This is a genomic window from Oceanimonas sp. AH20CE76 (genome assembly GCF_039654065.1).
Lineage (GTDB): Bacteria > Pseudomonadota > Gammaproteobacteria > Enterobacterales > Aeromonadaceae > Oceanimonas > Oceanimonas smirnovii.
On record NZ_CP155481.1, the window covers coordinates 2,046,942 to 2,065,672 of the forward strand.

Consider the following 18,731-nt stretch of genomic DNA (forward strand, 5'->3'; position numbering starts at 1 on the left):
TTAAGGGTGTGAGTGATAGGGAATTCGTTTCAAAAACAGCTTCAGTGCCTGCCAGTAAATGCCACGCACTACGGTTAACGTCATCACCGGCCACTGGCGCAGGACCGTTTTCAGGGCCAGTTCATCAAAGGTATGGCGGCGCAGAGCCAGAGTGGCATCAAACAACAACTCCGGATTACGGTTTTCAATATGCACCAATGCCCGTTTGGCCGGTGGCGAGATACGCCAGTGATACTGCATGTTCATGCCCATAAAAGGCGACACATGAAACGCCTTATCAGTGGCCTCGGGCTGTTCCAGATCCACCAGGTAACAATGACGCTCATTCCAGGGCGTGTTATGCACCTCCGCCAGCAAATAGCGAGCCTGATGATTGCGGTAACAGAAAAACAGATTCACCGGGCTGAAATAGAGACCAAAACAGCGCACCTGACCCAGCATCACCACGCGCTCAAGACCATGGGCATTACCTCCCAGCTCTGTCACTTTCGCCAGCACCGCCTGCTTGAGTGGGGTTTGTTCATCCCCCAGATAATCCCGGCGGCGAAAACTTAACGGAGCAAACCGCTCCCGGGCAAACCAGCGACTGCCCTGTTCCAGCTCGGCCAGCTCGTCCAGATCCAGCGCCAGCATATAAAGGCCGTAGCTGAAGGCATGTGTTTTGGGCTGATAACGGCGGTGGCGCACCACGCCGGTATAAATGGCACTGTTAAGCGTCATAGGCCGACTCCAAAGCGCGCGCACACATCCAGGGCACTGCGCACGCCATCTTCATGAAAGCCGTTGTACCAGTAGGCACCGCAGAAGTGGGTATGGCTCCGGCCACATATCTGGTCACGCCGGCTCTGGGCCACCATGGCAGCCCGGTTATAGACCGGATGAGCGTAAGTAAAACGGCGTAAGATGTGCTCGGGAGCGATGGCTTGGGTCCGGTTCAGGGTGACGCAAAACGTCTGCTCGGCGTTAATGCCCTGCAGAATATTCATGTTATAGGTCACCGCCGGTAGGGCCTGCTCGCCGCCATCAAGAAAATAATTCCAGCTGGCCCAGGCCCGGCGCTCGGTAGGCAGCAATCGGGTGTCGGTGTGCAGCACTACTTCATTGTCGCGATATTCCAGTCCGCCCAGCACTTGTTTTTCGGTGTCGGTGGCATCACTCAGCAGCCTGAGCGCCTGATCCGAATGACAGGCAAAAATCACTTCATCAAATAACTCTGTACCTGCCGCCGAGCTTATCTCCACGCCATTATCCAGCCGGCGTACCCACTGTACCGGCGTATTCAGACACACTTGCTGAACCCCTTTAATCAGCGCCGGAATATAGCTGCGTGAGCCCCCTTCCACCACATACCACTGGGGCCTGTCCACCAGATTAAGCAAGCCGTGATGATTGAAAAAGCGCAGAAAAAACGCCAGCGGAAAGTCCCGGCTGTCAGCCAGAGACGAAGACCAGATGGCAGCCACCATGGGCAACACATAATGACCGGCAAAAAACTCGGAAAAGCCATATCGCTCCAGAAAGCGCCCAAGGGTGTCTTGATCACTCAGGCTGCCTTCTTGCAGCGCCCGCTTGCACAGCAGATTAAAGCGTACAATTTCCAGCAAAAAGCCGTAAAAGCGGCCATTAATCAGGTTTTTACGCTGAGCAAACAGCGTGCTCAGCGTATGACCGTTATATTCCAGTCCGGTGGTTGCCTGCTGCACACTAAAGCTCATCTCGGTGGGACGAGCCCGAATGCCAATGCTCTCCAGCAAGCGCTGAAAGCGTGGATAAGTGCGGTCGTTGAACACAATAAAGCCGGTATCCACCGCATAGGTACGCCCGTTAAGAGGCACGTCCACGGTGGCGGTATGGCCACCAAGGTAATCGTTGGCCTCAAACAGGGTAACCTTATGCTGTTTACTCAGCAGCCAGGCCGAGGTCAGGCCGGCAATGCCGCTGCCAATCACGGCAATATTACTCATGAGCGCTCCTTTTCATGCGGCGAGCCAGATTGAGCCAGAGCCCTTGTGGCAGCCAGGATAAAAATCTGAGAGTGGCAATAAAGCCGGCAGGAAAGGTCACTTCCCGCTTACCTTTGGCAAGGCCGGCGCGAATGGCCCGGCTGGCCTGTTCGGGGCTGACCCGGCCGGGCATGGGAAAGTCATTTTTTTGAGTAAGGGGGGTATCCACAAAACCCGGCCGCACCAGACTGATGGCGACTTGTTGCGAGTCGAGATCCACCGCCAGAGTGCGGGCCAGATAATCCACACCCGCCTTGGACGCGCCATAGGCTTCGGCCCGGGTAAGCGGCACAAAGGTGACCGAGGAGCTGACCAGCGCCAGCCGGCCTCCGGTCTTGATGCGTGGCAGCACCGCCGCCACACAGTTGCCGGTGCCAATCAGGTTGGCCTGTACTACCCGCTCAAACAAAGCTGCATCAAAGGCATGGGCATCATCGACATATTCACAGGTGCCAGCATTGAGAATGGCCAGATCAACCGGTGCCAGCTTGCTTAACGCAGCCACAGCCTGATCACGCTCATTAATGTCAAATACGCCGAATTCCACCCGCTCGCCCGGCAGGACATTGGCCAGCTTGTCTGCATCGCGGCCGCAGGCCACTACTGTCCAGCCATCATGCAAATAATCCTGTGCCAGCTGTAAACCTATGCCGGAGCTGGCTCCGGTGATCAGGACCCGTTTCATGCGTTCAGCCTCCGTTTCAGTGCCCGTATGCAATTGCCCAGCAAAGGCAGCCGTTCATAGAGCATGGTGCCCAGATCAAAAAAGTCTCTGTGGTAGTAGACACTGTCGGCAAAACAAAGATGGCTCACGCCGGGCACAATCACGGGCCGGCCACTGTTGAGCCGGGGGTGAATAAAGTGCATCTCCCAGCGCACATAGGCCTCGCCGTCCTGCTCCATTACCTGGATAATGTCAAAACGGCACTGCTGCACCCGCTCAAACAGGCCTTCAAAGTAAGTGATAAGCGCCTCTATACCGCGAATATCATGAGCCGGATCGGCAAACAGTACATCGTCGGAATAGACCTGACGCAGCCCTTGTAACTCAGCGGGAGACAAACGTTGATACAGTCGGCAAAAGGCATCCAGGGCCGGGCTCATGACTCCTCCTCGTCCTTCAGGGCATCAAACATGGCAATGGCATGCAGCCTGGCCTTGCCGTGGTCAACCATGGGCGGAACATAGTTCTGCTCACGCCGGCGCTGACGCAGCCAGTGGTGAGGCGCATGAATATGCTTGCCCGGCACCTCGGCGAGCTCGGGCACCCACTGACGAATAAAGTCGCCGTCGGGATCAAAGCGCTCGCTTTGGGTCACCGGATTAAATACGCGAAAATAGGGCGCAGCATCGGCCCCTGTGCCCGCAGCCCACTGCCAGCCACCGTTATTGGCGGCCAGCTCGCCGTCTATCAGGTTGGCCATAAACCAAGCCTCACCCTGCTGCCAGTGAATATGCAGATCCTTGGTAAGAAAACTGGCCACTATCATGCGCAGCCGGTTGTGCATCCAGCCGGTCTCACGCAGACAACGCATGGCCGCATCCACAATGGGATAGCCGGTCTGACCTTCACACCAGGCAGTAAAGGCCTTCTGGTCACGACTCCACTGCAGCGCCTCGGTTTCCGGCTTGAAGGCCCGGTTCATGGATAAACCGGGAAAAGCCACCAAAAGATGGCGGTAAAACTCCCGCCAGATAATTTCGTTCAGCCAGGAAAAGCCTTGCTCTCCCTTACCAAACGGCAAAACGCCAAGCTCGGATTCGATGGCAGCCAGACATTGATTGGGGGATAGTACGCCGAGAGCCAGATAAGGAGACAGCCGGCTGGTACCTTCCATGGCGGGAAAATCCCGCTGCTCTGCATAATCAAGCAGGGATTCAGCACAGAAACGTGCAAGCGCCTGATGGGCTGCCTGCTCTCCGGCGGGCCAGTCACGGCTGTCTTGTTTTTCACCGTGCAGGGTCACGGATTCAGGCTCGCAGGGTTTACCGGCAGCATCAGGAACGGGTAACAAACGGTAACCTTTGGTCTTAAGTGCACTTAACCAGGCTTTGGAGTAAGGAGTAAAAACCTTGTACATATCGCCGTTTTGAGTGGTAATGCTGCCGTGATTCATCACACAGTCACCATTGTACACACGGCATGGAATGGGTAATGCCTGCTGTACCGCTTTATCCCGGCGACGCTCGTTAATACCGATATCACGGTTGGCGTAAAGCGCATCAATCTGCTGCCGGGCGGTCCATTCGGCCAGCAAGCGCGGTACATCATCAAAACGATCACACTCCAGCACCTCAAGCAGGATACCCAGTCCGGCCAGCTGCCTGCTCAGTGACTGCAGGTTTTTTTCGATAAAATCTCGCTGTATCGGACTATTTCCATGCTCCTGCCACTGCCCGGGACAATCGATATACACGGCTTTAACCAACCCGCCTTCACTGATGGCGGCATGCAGGGCCGGGTTATCAGCCACTCTCAGGTCGTTTCTAAACCAGACCAAATGTTGCATTGTGCTTCCTCGCAATCTCGCTGACGGTGTTTTCATAAGGCCGGGAAAGCCAACCTTGTTCAACATACATACGGCCCAGCTCACCGATAAAAAAGCAGCGTTCAGGCCAGCATTCCGCCCGTTCGGCAAACCAGCTCTGGGTCAGGCCGCCTCCCAGCAATACCACCAGGGCGTCACTTTGCAGCCGCTGTGTCGCCAGCGGCAGCTGTAGCGGTTCAAGCAAGCCAAGCTCCAGGCTGCGACACTCCAGACCTTGCAGTTCAAAGCAGGTCAGCACACTGGCCTGCTCATTACCTTGCCCTACTCGGGCCACCGCAATGCGCGGCCCAGTTTTAATGGTCAGCAGCTGCATCAAAACCCTGCTCAACAAGGCCATGGCGCTTTGTTCTATCAGCTGCCCGTCCGGGCGCACCAACTGAGACAGACTGCTTAGCCAGGGTTCAATCACATGGCGCAGCAGCAACTCGGCCGGATAAAGACTGGCCAGCTCGTTCAGCTCGGCTTCAAGCCGCCCGGTATTGAGCTCGCAGGCCGCTGCCAGCAGGCTCTGCCGGGCCTGCTCCCAGTTGCTGCCTTCCTCCACCGGCTGCGGGCTGTTCAGCAATCCTTTTACCTGACCAATGCTGACCCCCTGCTCCACCCAATGCAGAATTTGCCGAATAAGCGCTATGTCGGCATCAGAATAAAGCCGGTGCCCTTTCTCGGTGCGGGCCGGTTTCAGCAGGCCATAACGCCGCTGCCAGGCGCGCAGGGTCACCGGATTGATACCGGTTAAGCGGGACACTTCCCGAATCGGATATTTGGGCTCAGATGCCATAGCGCAGTCGCAATGCCTCCGGGTGTGGGTCCAGGTATACCTGCTGACGCAGATAGTCGTTGGGATGCTCTTCCAGGTAATGACGCAGCAGCGTAATGGGTGCCAGCAGCGGCAGAATACCCTCTCGGTATTGATGAATGGTATGAGCCAGCTCCTGGCGCTGGCGTGAGGTCAGCTGGCGTTTGAAATAGCCCTGCAGATGTTGCAGCACATTGGTATGGCCCTTGCGACTGGCCCGTTTTTGCAGCGCACTCATCAGTCCCTGAATGTATTGCTCGGCCTTTTGTTGCGGGTTTTCCGACAAGTCCGAAATCAGCCTGCCCAGCTCCTGATAACTGTCTCTGTGATGAGCCATCAGCAGGTATTTGTAGCGGCTGTGAAAGGCTATCAGCCGGGACGGCGTCAGCCCTCTGTGCAGCAGACACTGCCAGTCATGCAGGGTATAAACACGGGTAACAAAGTTCTCCCGCAGAATAGGATCATTCAGCCGGCCATCTTCTTCACAGGGCAGCAGCGGCAGCGCCTGCATGATTTCAGCGGCGTAAATGCCCACTCCTTCCTTGGCATTGCCCTTGCCACTTTCATGATAAACCCGCACCCGCTCCATGCCACAGCTGGGGGATTTGGCACACAACACATAGCCGCTCAGCCCCTCGAATTTAGCCGCCATGTCACGGCCATAATCCCGCAGCGCCTGAGTAACATCCTGCCCCTTGGCAGTCTGGGCAATCACCTCCCCTTCTGCGCCAATCAGCCGAATGCTGGGCCGCGGTGTGCCAAGGCCAATGGCCATTTCCGGGCACACGGGGACAAATTCCACAAACTGTGCCAGCTGCTCAGTACAAAAATCTGAACGCTTGTGGCCACCGTCAAAACGAACCTTCTGGCCGACCAGACAACCACTGATACCGAGCTTGATAACCTGGGGATCAAACTTGTACATTGCTAACCCTCTTGTACAACTATACGTTTACTGTAGCTTTAGTTGTACAAGTTAATCAAGGTTGTACAAGAAAAATTTATACAAAGCTGGGATTGGGGATTGGGGATTGGGGATTGGGGATTGGGGATTGGGGATTGGGCAAATGTAGGCCCGGGTTTATCCCGGGCAACAAGCTTTAATTCAATTTACTGCGAATAATCTCTTCTTCATCGCGAAACTGGCGGCGCAGCTCGGCCTTGGATTTCATCACCAGCTCACCGCCCTTGCCGATGGTCATGTGCTCGGGGTTGTCGTTGTACATGGCCTGCCAGGCCAGCACTGCCTGCATACTATTTTCTTTCTGCTCCTGAGTAAGCACAGAGCCGTCTGGCCACTTGCCCAGCTCAACGGCGGTCTTCAGCCGCTCGTACACTTCTTTGGGCATGGCGGCAATGGCTTGCTGAAATGATGACATGACAATTCCTCCTGTTTTGATGCCGTTAATTTACCACCAGCCACAAAAAAAGGGGCGGCCTGCGCCACCCCTTTTGATAACCGGTTTGCAAAAATGCGATCAGCCGCGCGCGGGCAGATCCATCAGTTCAATGCCGGCCATTTTCTGCATCACGCGCACTACCTGGCAGCTGTAGCCAAACTCGTTGTCGTACCACACATACAAGACGGCACGGTCACCTTCTACTATGGTAGCCAGGGAGTCAACGATACCGGCAAAGCGGGAGCCCACCATGTCGGTGGATACCAGCTCGCTGCTGGTGCTGTAGTCGATCTGGTTGTGCAGCGGTGAGTCCAGTGACACCTGCAGCAGATGCTCATTCAGCTCTTCCACTGTGGTGGCTTTTTCCAGATTCAGGTTCAGCACTGCCATGGATACGTTCGGCGTAGGAACGCGAATGGCATTACCGGTGAGCTTGCCCTTCAGCTCAGGCAGCGCTTTGGCCACAGCAGAAGCAGCACCTGTGCTGGTCAGAACCATGTTCAGAGCAGCACTGCGACCACGACGGTCACCCTTGTGGTAGTTATCAATCAGGTTCTGATCGTTGGTGTAGGAGTGTACGGTTTCAACGTGGCCGTTCTTCACACCATAGGCATCGCTGATCGCTTTCAGTACCGGTGTGATGGCGTTGGTGGTACAGGAGGCAGCAGACATGATGCGGTCTTCAGGCTGGATCATGTCATCGTTCACACCGAATACGATGTTCTTGATGTCGCCCTTGCCCGGCGCAGTCAGCAGCACCTTGGCAGCACCTTTGGCCTTGAGGTGCAGACCCAGGCCAGCCTCATCACGCCATTTACCGGTGTTGTCGACCACCAGGGCATCGTGAATACCGTACTGGGTATAGTCGATCTCTTCCGGGCTGTTGGCGTAGATCACCTGAATGTAGGTGCCGTTGGCAATAATGGCGTTGTTCTCGGCATCCACTTCAATGGAGCCGTTAAAAGGACCGTGAACCGAGTCGCGACGCAGCAGGCTGGCGCGCTTTTCCAGATCGTCGCCGCTGCCGCGAACCACGATGCCGCGCAGACGCATACCGTTGTTGCTGCCGGCGCGTTCAATCAGCAGACGCGCCAGCAGACGACCGATGCGGCCAAAACCATACAGCACCACGTCGGTGGGCTTGGCATCGGTTGAGGCATTCAGCGCCGGTGCCAGTTCGGCGTTCAGGTAGTCGGTCAGGCCGGACTCATCCTGATGGTTTTTCCAGTAACCCACTGCCAGCTTGCCAAGGTCAATGCTGGCTGGAGCCAGATCCATTTCACTCAGTGCTTTCAGTACCGGGTAGCTCTGGCTGACCGGCAGCGGCTGGCCTTCGTGACGACGCACCACACGGTGAGCCTTGAGAATGTCAATGGTAGACGCGTTCAGCAGGGGGCGTGCATAGACGCAGGTTTCCACGCCCTGGTTGCGATACAGTTTGCCAATCAGGGGCTGCATGGACTCTGCCAGTTCCTGGCTCTGCTGCCAGGCGGACAGGTAACTCTCATGGGTCATCGACCGGATCCTTTTAATTCACGTAACCGTTATTGGTATTAGCAGCAAAATGAAAAAACTTGCTGCTTACAAGCGTTCAGGCGGAGGCATTTTAGTGGATAGGGGGTATGATTACCAGACTGAAGCCAAGCATCAAAGGGCTGAAATGAGAACCAAAACCCTGTTTTTTCTGTTTGCAGGAATCATCTTGTTGACAGGATGTGAGCGGGATCGCAACAAGAGTCTGTGCAGCCGCTTTCCTCAGTTTTGTTCCGATCTTCACAGCGACAGCTGGTGTGGCAAGGAGCGCGATCAACTGGTTGAAGCCCGTTATGAAAACGCTGAGCGCCCCGGCGATGCCAGCCGCTATATGGTCATGAACGCGCTGGACAGCTATCAGCGTTGCCTTGAACCCCTGCTCGACATGCAGTATACAAAACGCCACGAGCGCAAAAATACCAAGGTAGAAACCATTATTGACATCGATGCCGAGCTGACACGGCTTGAAGCCAGTACAGCCGGCTCTGATTACCCTTATTTGCAGCTCTGGCGCTGGGAGCGCCACGGCGACCGGGCCGCCAGACGTGATTTTATTGCCGGCGCTGACAGACCTGACATGCAGCAGCCCCCCCTGCAGAAAGCCCTGGCCGGTTTCTTGCTGCATCAGGACCCGGCGGGTGCAGAACGGGCAATGCAACGCGCGTTAATGCTGACCCCCGCAAACAGCAAGCCCGATGCAGATCTGCTGGCCAGCCTGATCGGGCTTTACATCCGCCAGCGTCAATACCAGCAAGCCTGGTTATGGAGTCAGGTACTGAGCGAACTTTATGATGACGACATGGTAAACTGGAAACAAATGGAGCCCTACGCTCGTTTTACTGCGCAGGAGCGTGAAACCATGGTTCAACAGGCAATGATGCTGGCTGAGCAACTACGCAAAGGGCAATATCAGGCAAACTGATAACGTTATCTTCGTTTTCTTAACAACATTCAGGTGAGCATATGACAATCAATATAGGTATTAACGGGTTCGGCCGTATCGGACGCATTATGTTTCGCCTCGCCTGCGAGCGGGACGACATGGAAGTAGTCGCCATCAATGATCTGCTGGATATTGATTACATGGCCTATATGCTCAAATACGACTCGACCCATGGCCGCTTTCAGGGCAAGGTCAGCGTGCAGGGTAATCACCTTATTGTAAATGGCAAACCGGTGCGGGTCACAGCCGAGCGCGATCCGGCCAACCTTAACTGGGGTGAGCTGAATGTTGATGTGGTCGCTGAAGGCACAGGCGTGTTTCTGACCGATGAAAAAGCCCGCAAGCACATAGCAGCCGGTGCCAGAAAAGTGGTGATGACAGGCCCGTCCAAAGATGACACGCCTATGTTTGTGATGGGCGTTAACCACCATGAATATGCTGGCCAGGATATTATCTCCAATGCATCATGCACCACCAATTGCCTGGCTCCCCTGGCCAAGGTCATTCACGATAACTTCGGTATTGCCGAAGGGCTGATGACCACTGTGCATGCCACCACGGCGACCCAGAATACCGTTGATGGTCCTTCTTCCAAGGACTGGCGCGGCGGCCGCGGTGCCGGTCAGAACATCATCCCTTCTTCCACCGGTGCCGCCAAAGCCGTGGCAAAAGTCATTCCGGCACTTAAGGGCAAGCTGACCGGTATGGCGTTTCGTGTGCCCACGCCGGATGTGTCGGTAGTAGATCTGACCGTAAGGCTTGAAAAAGCAGCGACTTATGCAGAAATCTGTGCTGCGGTAAAGGCCGCTTCAGAAAATGAGCTTAAGGGTATTCTCGGTTACACCGACGATGCCGTGGTTTCCACAGACTTTGTCGGCGAGCCCAACGCCGCCGTGTTTGATGCCAGCGCCGGCATTGCCCTGAATGAACACTTCGTCAAGCTGGTGGCCTGGTATGACAACGAAGCCGGTTATTCTCACAAGGTACTGGATCTGATCGCTCATATCTCCAGATAATTTTCCTGCCGGTCACGATAACAGGCGATGTTTATTATCGCCTGTTATTTCTTATTTTCAGGTTACGTTAAGGTTTGCTTCCTATCATTACGCCTGTACCAACCACAACGGAGCATGATGATGAAAAAATCTCTTGTCGTAACCCTGTTTGCAGGCACTTTCTCTTTGCTGGCTGGCACCACCATGGCCGCAACCGGTGGTTTTACCGGCCCCGACAGCACCGAGCAGGTCAGCGTTTCCCAGGCCCTGGAAATGAAAGATGACAGTCAGGTGCGTCTGAGCGGTGTTATCACCGAGTCTCTGGGTGATGAGAAATACCGTTTTCAGGATGACTCCGGCAGCATGATAGTCGAAATCGATAATGAAGACTGGGGAGAGGTGAAGGCAACACCTGATACTCCCGTTACCCTGTGGGGAGAAATCGATAAAGACTGGAATGAAACCGAGCTGGATGTTCACCGGGTAGAGCTGGCACCCTAATCAAACGGTAGCAAGATCAAAAAAGCCGAAGGCATGGCCTTCGGCTTTTTTTTATAACCTGCTCAATCAGGCATTTCCTTTAACTTTCATCTTCAGTTCACGGGCGAAATTCAGCATACGTTCCAGCGGGATCATGGCCCTGATGCGGGTGGCTTCATCTACCTGAATTTCGTGGGTAGTACCGCCCTTCTTCAGCGCATCGCGAATGGCCACCAGGCCGTTCATTGCCATCCAGGGACAATGAGCACAGCTGCGACAGGTTGCACCGTTACCGCCGGTGGGCGCTTCTACCATCTCCTTGTCGGGGCAGGCCTGCTGCATCTTGTAGAAAATGCCCTTGTCGGTGGCCACGATCAGCCGCTTGTGGGGCAAATCCCTGGCGGCCTGGATCAGCTGGCTGGTGGAGCCCACCGCGTCCGCCAGCTCCACCACCGACTGGGGCGACTCGGGATGCACCAGTACCGCTGCGTCCGGGTTCTGCGCCTTCAGCTCTTTCAGCGCCTTGGCACGAAACTCATCGTGCACAATACAGGCCCCCTGCCAGCGCAGCATTTCGCAGCCGGTCTGCTTTTCGATATAACTGCCCAGGTGACGATCCGGTGCCCAGATAATCTTGTGCCCTTCACTGTCGAGATGTTCAACAATTTCCAGCGCTATGCTGGATGTTACCACCCAGTCGGCACGGGCTTTTACCGCGGCTGACGTATTGGCATATACCACCACGGTATGATCCGGATGAGCATCACAGAAAGCGGTAAATTCATCAGCAGGGCAGCCCAAATCCAGCGAACACTCGGCCTCCAGCGTCGGCATCAGCACGGTTTTTTCCGGACTCAGGATCTTGGAGGTCTCCCCCATAAAGCGCACACCGGCCACAATCAGGGTCTGGGCCTCATGCTCTTTGCCAAAACGGGCCATTTCCAGTGAGTCGGCCACACAACCACCGGTTTCCTCGGCCAGCGCCTGGATCTCGGGATCGGTATAGTAATGTGCTACCAGCACGGCGTTACGGGCTTTTAGCAGGGACCTGATTTCATCCTTCAGCGCTCGCTGCTGCTCCGCACTGAGCGGGGCCGGTTTGGCGGGAAAAGGATAATCAAATTCGACAATATCAACGGCTTCGGTCATGGCGGTATGCCGGTGCTCCATTCAATGACAAACTTCGGGCATTATACCGTCGAAGCTGAAGCAACCCAAATCTGTGTTAACAATATGAAAAAATATTCAGCGGTGAGGAGATAAGTAGAAGAAGAGATGGTGGGTCGTGCAGGATTCGAACCTGCGACCAATTGATTAAAAGTCAACTGCTCTACCAACTGAGCTAACGACCCGTATCTAAACGGACAAGAGTGGTGGACGCTACTGGGATCGAACCAGTGACCCCCTCCTTGTAAGGGAGGTGCTCTCCCGGCTGAGCTAAGCGTCCGGAATCTGGTGGGTCGTGCAGGATTCGAACCTGCGACCAATTGATTAAAAGTCAACTGCTCTACCAACTGAGCTAACGACCCGAATTGTGACTTTCTTGCGAAAGTGGTGGGTGATACTGGGCTCGAACCAGTGACCCCCTCCTTGTAAGGGAGGTGCTCTCCCAGCTGAGCTAATCACCCTGGGTTCACTTTTCTGAAAAGTGAGAAAACTGGTGGACGCTACTGGGATCGAACCAGTGACCCCCTCCTTGTAAGGGAGGTGCTCTCCCGGCTGAGCTAAGCGTCCGGAATCTGGTGGGTCGTGCAGGATTCGAACCTGCGACCAATTGATTAAAAGTCAACTGCTCTACCAACTGAGCTAACGACCCGAATTGTGACTTTCTTGCGAAAGTGGTGGGTGATACTGGGCTCGAACCAGTGACCCCCTCCTTGTAAGGGAGGTGCTCTCCCAGCTGAGCTAATCACCCTGGGTTCACTTTTCTGAAAAGTGAGAAAACTGGTGGACGCTACTGGGATCGAACCAGTGACCCCCTCCTTGTAAGGGAGGTGCTCTCCCGGCTGAGCTAAGCGTCCGGAATCTGGTGGGTCGTGCAGGATTCGAACCTGCGACCAATTGATTAAAAGTCAACTGCTCTACCAACTGAGCTAACGACCCGAATTGTGACTTTCTTGCGAAAGTGGTGGGTGATACTGGGCTCGAACCAGTGACCCCCTCCTTGTAAGGGAGGTGCTCTCCCAGCTGAGCTAATCACCCTGGGTTCACTTTTCTGAAAAGTGAGAAAACTGGTGGACGCTACTGGGATCGAACCAGTGACCCCCTCCTTGTAAGGGAGGTGCTCTCCCGGCTGAGCTAAGCGTCCGGAATCTGGTGGGTCGTGCAGGATTCGAACCTGCGACCAATTGATTAAAAGTCAACTGCTCTACCAACTGAGCTAACGACCCGGCTTGGTGGGTAACAACTTGTCCCCTGCCAACGGCGGCCTATAATACGGATTTAATTGTGTGACGCAACAGCTAAATTATCATTTTATTTCGTTTGCTCAAGGAACAAGCGACTCTCACACAAATTCACCAGTCAGGCACTTATTTCATCACATTCAGATTTTCCTGAGCCAGGCGGGCTGCGCTGCTGCTGCCATATTCACTCAGTACCTGCTGAAAATACTGCCGGGCTCCGGCATCGTCTTTCTGCTCCCGGGCAATCAGGCCCAGCTTAAGCAGTGAATCGGCACGTTTGTTGGACTTGGGATAAGCCTCGGCTACCCGGGCAAACTGAGCCTTGGACTGATCATAACGTTTTTGCGCATACAGCAGCTGCCCCAGCCAGTAATGCGCATTGGGCACGTAACTCGACTCAGGATATTGGGTAATAAAACGGGCAAAGGCCGGAATAGCCGCATTATAGTCTTTGTCCTGCAGGACCAGATTCACGGCTTTATCGTAGCTGGCCTGCTCATCTCCTGCTGCTGCCTCATTGGTATCGCTGGCATTCTGAGTATTACCGGCCTGGCTGGCTGCCACCGGTGCCGGTGTGGGTGCCGGCGCAGCGGCAGCTTCCTGCTGTGCTGCCAGAATATTGCGCTGGCGCTCTATGACCTGCTCAAGACGGTAGCTTTGCTCTTCCAGCAAACCACGCAATTCACTCAGCTCCTGCTGCATGGCATTAAGCTGATGTTGTTGTTCAATCTGCGCCTGACTGCGTGCGCTGAAGCCCCGCTCCAGCTCAGCCAGACGTTCGTTTACCGAGCCGCTGCCACCCACGCTGACCACCGGGGCCTGAGCCCAGCTGGCGGTGGATAAAACAGCGGCCATCGAAATGGCCGCGAATTTAATCATAATCTAACCGGAATCAGTCCTTAATAAACCAGAACCGCGCGGCGGTTTTTGGCAAAACCGGCTTCGCTGCGGGAAGTATCAATCGGCTTTTCTTCGCCGTAGCTGACAATGGCCAGCTGAGAGCCGCTGACACCCAGGCTCTGCAGATAGCTGGTTACTGCCTTGGCACGGCGCTCACCCAGAGCAATGTTATATTCAGGAGTACCACGCTCATCGGCATGACCTTCCACCAGAATACTCACATTGGGGTTGGAGCGCAGGAAGCTGGCATGGGCTTCCAGCACCTGTGCATAGTGACCGGTTACTTCGTCCCGGTCAAATTCGAAGTAAATGACGTTTTCACGGCGCAGGGCTTCATACTGCTGACGCATTTGTTCATCAGCAGACAGCGCACCGCCGGTCTGAATGCCACCAGTCTGTACGCCACCGTCCTGGTAGCTGCCATCGGTTCCGGTCATGGCATCGGAATCGCTGGTCGAGCTACATGCAGCCAGGGTCAACATGGGAAGTGCTATCGCCAGACTCTGAAGCAGTTTTTTCATTTGCATGGTTTTTCCTTAGAAAAAGCAATTTCTAGTTTAGAAACGGTGACCACGCCGGTGAGCGGACATCGCCGCTGCGGGCCGGCAGCCTGGCCTTGAAACGACCATCCATCGACACCAAAGACAGAACCTGTCGGCCCTGATACGTGGTGCTGTAGATGATCATGGTGCCGTTAGGGGCCGGGCTTGGCGACTCATCCAGCCGTGTTTCGGTTAACACCTGCAGATGACCGCTGTCCAGCTCCTGACGAGCAATTCGGTACTGTCCCTGAGAACGGCTGACCAGCACCATGTTCTGGCCGTCTGCCGTGATCCTGGGGCCCAGATTCATGTCTCCGTCAAAGGTCACCCGCCGGGCATTGCCGCTGCCGGGCTCGGTGCGGTAAACCTGCGGCCGGCCTCCTCGCTCAGAGACAAAATAAATACTTTTACCGTCCGCAGACCAGGTCGGCTCGGTATCGATTGTGCGGTTATTGGTGACACGGGTCAACTGGCGGCTGGCCAGATCGAGTACGTACACTTCGGGCTGCCCATCTCTGGACAGCACCAACGCCAGCCGGCTGCCATCGGGAGACCAGGACGGTGCACCATTAATGCCGGGCTGAGAGCTCACAACCTGACGCTGCTGGCTGTAAATATCCTGCACCACAATTTCGGCTTTCTTGTTCTCAAAAGACACATAAGCCAGTTTGCGGCCATCTGGCGACCAAGCCGGCGACATCAGCGGCTCCCGGGAGCGCAGCAGCACCTGCTCATTAACGCCGTCATAATCGGCAATCATCAGCTGATACGGATATTGTGCGCCGTGCTGCACATTAACGTAGGCAATGCGGGTAAGAAACGCACCCTTGATGCCGGTGAGCTTCTCGAACACGATGTCAGAGATACGATGAGCGTACTGCCGCAGCTGAGCTGCCGGCACGGTAGCAGTGCGGCTTTCCAGCAGTTTGGCCCCCTGGTCGCCGAGCACATCAGCCAGCTCAAAACTGATGCGGTACTGGTTATTACCCGCCGGCGCTATGCTGCCCACCACCACGGCTTCTGCCTGGCGCGAACGCCACTGAACCGGGTCCAGCTGATCAGCGCTGGACACCCGCTGGGGCAAGGCATTGCGATCCAGTGGGCGGAACATGCCGCTGTTGCGCAGATCATTGCTGATCACATCGGACAGCTCCTGAGGAGCAGCCCCGCCGCCGGTCCACGCAAAGGGGACTACCGCCACCGGACGTGCACTGTCTATGCCGCCGGTAATTACGATATCCAGCGCCGCTTGGGCGCGGCCTGCCAGCAGCAACAGCGGCAGCCATAACCACAACCATCGTTTTGTCATTATCAGAGCCTCGGTATCAGGGTTAAATTCAGATTTTGCAGCTGTTTATTGACAGCCGGATCCTTGGGCATGGGCAGCGTTCCTGTTTTGCGAATAGCCAACTCCGCCGAGCGGCAGACAACCGCATCGCCCTGCCCCTGCCCTATATTCAGAATAAGGCCGTCAGACGCTACCCGAACATTAATGCGGCATTGCTTGCCTACCATGGTAGGTGCTACCAGCCAGTTGCGCTGAATGGCCGCGATAATCATGCCGGTGTAACGATCCACCTCTGCCGCCGACGCAGCAGAAGAAGCACCGCCGGCAGAGCCACCGCCCATCAGCGCTTCCAGATCTTTCAGCGCCTGTTCGGCTTCCTGCTGCTTTTTGGCTTCTGCCGCTTTACGAGCAGCTTCTGCTTCAGCCTTTTTCTTGGCTTCCGCCGCCTTGCGGGCGGTTTCAGCTTCCGCCTGTTTCTTCGCTTCCGCCGCCTTGCGCGCCGCTTCAGCTTCCGCCTGTTTCTTCGCTTCTGCCGCCTTGCGCGCCGCCTCGGCTTCCGCCTGTTTCTTCGCCTCCGCCGCCTTGCGCGCCGCCTCGGCTTCCGCCTGTTTCTTCGCTTCTGCCGCCTTTCGCGCCGCCTCGGCTTCGGCCTGTTTCTTCGCTTCTGCCGCCTTGCGCGCCGCCTCGGCTTCCGCCTGTTTCTTCGCCTCTGCCGCCTTGCGCTGCTGCTCTACCACACGCTGGCGTTCGGCTTCCGCTTTGGCCTGCTGCTCGGCAATGGCTTTTTGCTGCTCTGCCTCGCGGGCTGCCTGCGCTGCTGCAGCCTGCTCTGCGGCCTTGCGTTCGGCTTCTGCTGCCGCTTTTTGCTCTGCCAGCTCCTGAGCGTTGGCAGCAGCCTGCTCCGCCTCGCGGGCTGCCTGCATCTCAGCAAGACGTTCGGCCTGCGCCGCCACCATGCCATCATCAATCATGGTGGCTTCAATAATGGACGCCGCCTGCGCCGGCCGCTTGGGTGTATTAATGTTCACCCCCACCAGAATCATCACCCCCACCAGCAGGTGTAAGCCCAGTGAAATCACCAGCGCCTTGCGAATGCTGCCGTCTTCGTTTCTGAACACGCCTTACTGCTCCGGTTGGGTCATGAGGCCAACACTGGGTACACCGGCCGCTTTCAGGGTAGCCATCAGCTGGATTACGGCGTCATAGCGCACATTGGCATCGCCCTGCACCACCACAGGTGCCTTGGGATTGGTCTCCAGTTTTTGCTGTACCATTTCCGCCAGCGCCAGCAGATCCACCGCTTCATCACGGCTTTCACCCACATCAAGAAAATAACGGCCTTCGGCATCCACCGACGCCACCAGGGGGGTCTCACTGTCTTCCGGCAGCATTTCCGCTTCGGCCTGGGGCAGGTCCACTTTCACACCCTGGGTGATCACCGGGGCCGTGGCCATAAAGATGATCAGCAGCACCAGCATCACGTCGATATAGGGCACCACGTTAATCTCGGCCACGCGTTTGCGTCGCTTGCGCTGATAACTCTGCATTACTGCTGTCCTGTGGTCACTTGCCGGTTGAGAATAGTGGAAAACTCATCCATAAAGTTGGCCAGGTGGTTTTCCTGCCGCTCTACCTGATAGCTGAAGCGGTTAAAGGCAATCACCGCCGGTATGGCAGCAAACAACCCCATGGCGGTGGCGATCAGCGCCTCGGCAATACCCGGTGCCACCATGGCCAGAGTGGCCTGCTTTATTTCCGACAGAGCAATAAAGGCATTCATGATGCCCCAAACGGTGCCAAAAAGACCGATATAGGGACTGATGGAGCCAATAGTAGCCAGCACAGACAAATTGGCTTCCAGCCGGTCCACTTCCCGGGACAGTGCTACCCGCATGGTACGGTAAGTGCCTTCGATAATGGTGTCCTGTGGCCGGCCCTGCTTTTGCAGGCGAACAAATTCACGAAAGCCGGAGTGAAAAATCTGCTCCATGCCCGCCAGGCTGTCGCGCCGGGCATTGGACTCATGATAGAGCCGGCTGAGATCAGCGCCGGACCAGAACTTGTCTTCAAACTTGTCAGCATCGGCCCGGGCGGCATTCAGCACCCGGCGGCGGTTGATGATCAGTGCCCAGCTCAGCACAGACATGCCCACCAGCCCCAGCATCACCAGTTTTACCAGCAGACTGGCCTGCCAGAAAAGGCCTATAAATGAAATTTCAGCGTGCACCGGATAATACTCCCGTCAGTGACTCAGGAATGGCAAAAGGCTTCATTTTGGTGATATCCACACAGGCAATAACCACCTCGCCCCTAACCAGACAAAGGCCCGCATGATCCAGAATTTCCTGCTCAAACACAATAGAGGCACGTTTCAGCATTTTCACCGTGACGGTGACCATTAGTGCATCATTGAACCGAGCCGCCCGGCGCAGATCCATTTCTACCCGGCGCACTACAAAGGCAATCCCCTCATTGAGCAGGCCATCCTGCTCAATGCCCAGATGGCGCAACCACTCGGTGCGGGCCCTTTCCATAAATTTCAGATAGTTGGCGTTATAAACAATGCCGCCGGCATCGGTATCTTCATAATAGATACGCACCGGCCAGTGAAATGGCGTTTGAGACATGCAAATCCCGGAAATACGGCCAAAAAGATACAGTTACTATAACCAAGTCTGTGCCGTGAAAGAAGAAGTGAGCTGCAGGGAACGACATTGATTGACCCGAACCCCTTCGGGGAGCTAGAAGCCGTAAGCTTTCAGCTGTAAGTGGAGTTGCTCGGGCGTGAAGTGTTGTAACTGCAGATGCGGAGTTTTCTGTGAAATGGACTCCGGGCTTGCCCCGGAATCCATCCGACAAACGACACAGCCCTTTACAAGCACGGCTCAGGGCTCGCA

At 55.7% G+C, this 18,731-nt stretch carries 20 protein-coding genes and 12 tRNA genes; 3 read left to right on the plus strand and 29 right to left on the minus strand.

Translation table 11 applies throughout. The features are described from left to right. From N2M06_RS09915 to N2M06_RS09955, 9 genes are all read right to left on the minus strand, one after another. A complete protein-coding gene (locus tag N2M06_RS09915) occupies positions 1–720 on the minus strand; it encodes a DUF1365 domain-containing protein (RefSeq protein WP_346350678.1) in 720 nt (239 codons plus the stop codon). Next, positions 717–1,964 (minus strand): FAD-dependent oxidoreductase, encoded by a 1,248-nt coding sequence (locus N2M06_RS09920; RefSeq protein WP_317074817.1) that lies wholly within the window; start codon positions 1,962–1,964, stop codon positions 717–719. Before N2M06_RS09920 ends, N2M06_RS09915 begins: the two co-directional genes overlap by 4 nt. After that, positions 1,957–2,688 (minus strand): SDR family NAD(P)-dependent oxidoreductase, encoded by a 732-nt coding sequence (locus N2M06_RS09925; RefSeq protein WP_346350679.1) that lies wholly within the window; start codon positions 2,686–2,688, stop codon positions 1,957–1,959. The genes N2M06_RS09920 and N2M06_RS09925 overlap by 8 nt, the downstream gene beginning before the upstream one ends. Continuing rightward, a complete protein-coding gene (locus N2M06_RS09930) occupies positions 2,685–3,107 on the minus strand; it encodes a nuclear transport factor 2 family protein (RefSeq protein ID WP_346350680.1) in 423 nt (140 codons plus the stop codon). Before N2M06_RS09930 ends, N2M06_RS09925 begins: the two co-directional genes overlap by 4 nt. Beyond that, positions 3,104–4,513: a deoxyribodipyrimidine photo-lyase gene (phrB, locus tag N2M06_RS09935; RefSeq protein ID WP_346350681.1), complete on the minus strand. Its 1,410-nt coding sequence runs from the start codon at positions 4,511–4,513 to the stop codon at positions 3,104–3,106. Before phrB ends, N2M06_RS09930 begins: the two co-directional genes overlap by 4 nt. Further along, positions 4,491–5,330, minus strand: coding sequence for a MerR family transcriptional regulator (locus N2M06_RS09940; protein WP_346350682.1), 840 nt, complete (start codon positions 5,328–5,330; stop codon positions 4,491–4,493). Before N2M06_RS09940 ends, phrB begins: the two co-directional genes overlap by 23 nt. Then, positions 5,320–6,273 (minus strand): DUF523 and DUF1722 domain-containing protein, encoded by a 954-nt coding sequence (locus N2M06_RS09945; RefSeq protein WP_346350683.1) that lies wholly within the window; start codon positions 6,271–6,273, stop codon positions 5,320–5,322. Before N2M06_RS09945 ends, N2M06_RS09940 begins: the two co-directional genes overlap by 11 nt. Positions 6,274–6,448: 175 nt before the next feature. Continuing rightward, positions 6,449–6,727, minus strand: a complete 279-nt coding sequence (locus N2M06_RS09950) for a DUF1315 family protein (protein WP_346350684.1) — start codon at positions 6,725–6,727, stop codon at positions 6,449–6,451. A 99-nt stretch (positions 6,728–6,826) separates the two neighbouring features. After that, positions 6,827–8,263: a glyceraldehyde-3-phosphate dehydrogenase gene (locus tag N2M06_RS09955; protein ID WP_019934943.1), complete on the minus strand. Its 1,437-nt coding sequence runs from the start codon at positions 8,261–8,263 to the stop codon at positions 6,827–6,829. Positions 8,264–8,450: 187 nt separating this feature from the next. Between N2M06_RS09955 and N2M06_RS09960 the strand changes: the two genes are divergently transcribed. From N2M06_RS09960 to N2M06_RS09970, 3 genes are all read left to right on the plus strand, one after another. Further along, the gene (locus N2M06_RS09960; protein ID WP_245541407.1) at positions 8,451–9,203 is read left to right on the plus strand and encodes a DUF2989 domain-containing protein; all 753 of its coding nucleotides are present in this window, start codon (positions 8,451–8,453) and stop codon (positions 9,201–9,203) included. Between the two features lie 41 nt (positions 9,204–9,244). Beyond that, complete coding sequence (gap, locus tag N2M06_RS09965; protein ID WP_346350685.1) at positions 9,245–10,240, plus strand: type I glyceraldehyde-3-phosphate dehydrogenase; 996 nt, start codon at positions 9,245–9,247, stop codon at positions 10,238–10,240. Positions 10,241–10,354: 114 nt separating this feature from the next. Continuing rightward, positions 10,355–10,720, plus strand: coding sequence for a NirD/YgiW/YdeI family stress tolerance protein (locus N2M06_RS09970; protein WP_346350686.1), 366 nt, complete (start codon positions 10,355–10,357; stop codon positions 10,718–10,720). 66 nt (positions 10,721–10,786) lie between these two features. Here N2M06_RS09970 and nadA read toward each other — a convergent pair whose 3' ends face one another. The 20 genes from nadA to ybgC form a co-directional block, all read right to left on the minus strand. Next, a complete protein-coding gene (gene nadA, locus N2M06_RS09975) occupies positions 10,787–11,848 on the minus strand; it encodes a quinolinate synthase NadA (protein ID WP_026344822.1) in 1,062 nt (353 codons plus the stop codon). A 127-nt stretch (positions 11,849–11,975) separates the two neighbouring features. Then, positions 11,976–12,051 (minus strand) — tRNA-Lys (locus N2M06_RS09980). Between the two features lie 19 nt (positions 12,052–12,070). Next, positions 12,071–12,146, minus strand: a tRNA-Val gene (locus N2M06_RS09985). Between the two features lie 6 nt (positions 12,147–12,152). Next, positions 12,153–12,228: transfer RNA gene (locus N2M06_RS09990), tRNA-Lys, on the minus strand. Between the two features lie 23 nt (positions 12,229–12,251). Then, positions 12,252–12,327, minus strand: a tRNA-Val gene (locus tag N2M06_RS09995). A 30-nt stretch (positions 12,328–12,357) separates the two neighbouring features. Then, a tRNA-Val gene (locus N2M06_RS10000) sits at positions 12,358–12,433 on the minus strand. Positions 12,434–12,439: 6 nt separating this feature from the next. Next, a tRNA-Lys gene (locus tag N2M06_RS10005) sits at positions 12,440–12,515 on the minus strand. A 23-nt stretch (positions 12,516–12,538) separates the two neighbouring features. Next, positions 12,539–12,614, minus strand: a tRNA-Val gene (locus N2M06_RS10010). Positions 12,615–12,644: 30 nt separating this feature from the next. Further along, positions 12,645–12,720: transfer RNA gene (locus N2M06_RS10015), tRNA-Val, on the minus strand. A gap of 6 nt (positions 12,721–12,726) precedes the next feature. Further along, a tRNA-Lys gene (locus N2M06_RS10020) sits at positions 12,727–12,802 on the minus strand. 23 nt (positions 12,803–12,825) lie between these two features. Then, positions 12,826–12,901: transfer RNA gene (locus N2M06_RS10025), tRNA-Val, on the minus strand. Positions 12,902–12,931: 30 nt separating this feature from the next. After that, positions 12,932–13,007, minus strand: a tRNA-Val gene (locus tag N2M06_RS10030). 6 nt (positions 13,008–13,013) lie between these two features. After that, positions 13,014–13,089, minus strand: a tRNA-Lys gene (locus N2M06_RS10035). A 141-nt stretch (positions 13,090–13,230) separates the two neighbouring features. Next, on the minus strand, positions 13,231–13,983 hold the full coding sequence (gene ybgF / locus N2M06_RS10040; RefSeq protein WP_346350687.1) for a tol-pal system protein YbgF: 753 nt from the start codon (positions 13,981–13,983) through the stop codon (positions 13,231–13,233). Positions 13,984–14,003: 20 nt separating this feature from the next. Beyond that, a complete protein-coding gene (gene pal, locus N2M06_RS10045; RefSeq protein ID WP_019936124.1) occupies positions 14,004–14,531 on the minus strand; it encodes a peptidoglycan-associated lipoprotein Pal in 528 nt (175 codons plus the stop codon). Between the two features lie 25 nt (positions 14,532–14,556). After that, the gene (gene tolB / locus N2M06_RS10050) at positions 14,557–15,855 is read right to left on the minus strand and encodes a Tol-Pal system beta propeller repeat protein TolB (RefSeq protein ID WP_346350688.1); all 1,299 of its coding nucleotides are present in this window, start codon (positions 15,853–15,855) and stop codon (positions 14,557–14,559) included. A 2-nt stretch (positions 15,856–15,857) separates the two neighbouring features. Beyond that, positions 15,858–16,952, minus strand: coding sequence for a cell envelope integrity protein TolA (tolA, locus tag N2M06_RS10055; RefSeq protein ID WP_346350689.1), 1,095 nt, complete (start codon positions 16,950–16,952; stop codon positions 15,858–15,860). A gap of 3 nt (positions 16,953–16,955) precedes the next feature. Further along, entirely contained in the window at positions 16,956–17,381 is a 426-nt protein-coding gene (gene tolR, locus N2M06_RS10060; RefSeq protein ID WP_317075359.1) for a protein TolR, read from the minus strand. Continuing rightward, positions 17,381–18,061, minus strand: coding sequence for a protein TolQ (gene tolQ, locus N2M06_RS10065; protein ID WP_346350690.1), 681 nt, complete (start codon positions 18,059–18,061; stop codon positions 17,381–17,383). Before tolQ ends, tolR begins: the two co-directional genes overlap by 1 nt. Then, complete coding sequence (gene ybgC / locus N2M06_RS10070) at positions 18,051–18,461, minus strand: tol-pal system-associated acyl-CoA thioesterase (protein ID WP_317075358.1); 411 nt, start codon at positions 18,459–18,461, stop codon at positions 18,051–18,053. Before ybgC ends, tolQ begins: the two co-directional genes overlap by 11 nt. Positions 18,462–18,731 lie beyond the last annotated feature (270 nt).